Genomic DNA, 1,819 nt, shown 5'->3' with positions numbered 1-1,819 from the left:
GCTTTTAGGGTGAGCTAGGAAGAAAAAAACATCGTAGGTATACCAGAGAAGGCGGGGGAAAGTTCAGATTCATGGCGTGCCTATGGCACGGGAAGGCATGGTTTGTTGGTTGTTCAGCGAAGCAAAACCCCACACAAGCAGGCCGCCGGACAAGCTACGGCGGTAATGGTTTTGGGCGTGGAGTCGCTCGGTCGCAAAGCGGAGCCGCTTTCCACGCCAAAAAGCATCAAAATGATCCATGTTCTTGCCGTAGGCATGAGTTTGGATCATTAGGAAGGGTCGCTCCGCGAGGCGTCAAACATGCAAGCTGCCGAACAAATACGGCCGCGCAGTTGGCTTATTCGCCTAGCGGCGGTAAGTTTTATGGCGTTGGTTCGCACGGTCGCGCAGCGCAGCGGCTTACAACGCCAAGAAAGCTTAAGAATGATCCGTGTCCTTGCCACAGGCATACAGTTGGATCATGAGGGAATGCTTGCCCGCGAAGCGTGGAGTGGGCTTGACCTAAGAGGAGAGCATCTTGAGTAGACCAGAGAAGAAAAATAGGGGGGGACGGGCTTTGGGGGTTATGCTGGGAAGGAAAGACATCGTGGGTATGCGGGAAAAGAAAGGGAAAGATTCAAAAAGAATAGCCCTGGTGAAAAATAACCAGGGCTGTTATGGGTTCATTACTACTTTAATGACCGTTTTAATTCTATAATATCATCAGATTTCCACGATCTATCTTCTACTGCTTTAAGAATTTGCTTTGATGCTTCTTCAATGGATCGTTTCAATTCCAACATATCCGTATCGTGTACTAGCAGATTCTCTTCACCATCCAGTGTTCGTCTAATGAAGCTTAACGTAACGTTCGCTTCATCCTTTTTCGTCCCACGAATATAATATGGACCGTCCATGAAATTGAATTCAGCAGAAGTTCCAACAGACGATGAACGAAGCAATGCTGCGGCTTTGTTCCACCATGCAAGAACTACCACGATGAAATCATTCCATTGATTATCTGGAAAACAGGCATTCTCTATTTCCCAATGGATTTCTCCTGTAATGCTACCTCGCTTGTTTTTCTCAAGAGAAGCGTCATTCACTACAACATTTAACAACTCTAATACCTCCTACTTAAAAATGGGGTACGCTGTTTCAATTGTCTTCGAACGGGTGTTCACCCACATTTCTATTGTAAGTCCGTTCGATTTCCCTTGAACTAGAACACGCTCTCCTTGTGTTTGAATCTTACTTGAATTTCTATAGGCACCTTTAACGGCTTTCTCAATTTGAGAATGAGTCATATGATCGGGGAACAAGTCCTTCGTTCCGCTTTGTATTGCCCGCGCACCGTTCTTGGTATGGCCCGAAATGATATGGTCAATGTCTATATTGATTTTCTTGTGTGAAGGTAGGTTGACTGCCTTGTTGCTAATGTATCGGCCCAAGCCAAACCCGCCTGCCGCCAGTGTCGCTATCTCTGCTTGGCTAAGTTGAAAGCCTGCTTCTTCAGCACCGAATAGTTTGATTTGTGCGAGCTTGAAGTATATGAAATGCTCATCTTCATCTAGCTCGTCATAATAACCATCTTGGGCAGCAACAATCTTCGCAAAATCTGGCACCATATCATCTATGGATTGATAACTGCCATTTGCTAAATTAGATGCAAAAGTCTCTTGCATTGCTCTTATTCTTTCGGAAAGCTGCATACATGCACTTTCTGAAGTACAAGCCGCTTTGTGCCCCGTTGGGTCAATGAAGATCAGCGGGTTATTGTGAACGTAAGTGTACAGATTGAGAGTTAAAGGGTTTGTGATGTCCCCCTCATAATTATCTT

At 45.5% G+C, this 1,819-nt stretch carries 3 protein-coding genes; 1 reads left to right on the top strand and 2 read right to left on the bottom strand.

Translation table 11 applies throughout. The features are described from left to right. The first annotated feature begins 102 nt into the window (after nt 1-102). Nucleotides 103-273: a hypothetical protein gene (locus XYCOK13_RS21660; protein ID WP_213414339.1), complete on the top strand. Its 171-nt coding sequence runs from the start codon at nt 103-105 to the stop codon at nt 271-273. A 395-nt stretch (nt 274-668) separates the two neighbouring features. Here the strand turns inward: XYCOK13_RS21660 and XYCOK13_RS21655 are convergent, their stop codons facing one another. Both XYCOK13_RS21655 and XYCOK13_RS21650 read right to left on the bottom strand, forming a co-directional pair. Beyond that, nucleotides 669-1,100 (bottom strand): hypothetical protein, encoded by a 432-nt coding sequence (locus tag XYCOK13_RS21655; protein WP_213414338.1) that lies wholly within the window; start codon nt 1,098-1,100, stop codon nt 669-671. 12 nt (nt 1,101-1,112) lie between these two features. Then, the coding region (locus XYCOK13_RS21650; protein WP_213414337.1) for an EndoU domain-containing protein at nt 1,113-1,819 on the bottom strand (707 nt) is incomplete at its 5' end.

Source organism: Xylanibacillus composti, assembly GCF_018403685.1.
GTDB lineage: Bacteria > Bacillota > Bacilli > Paenibacillales > K13 > Xylanibacillus > Xylanibacillus composti.
The sequence above is the reverse complement of the archived record's forward strand: the minus strand, read 5'-3'. Positions and strand labels throughout refer to the sequence as shown.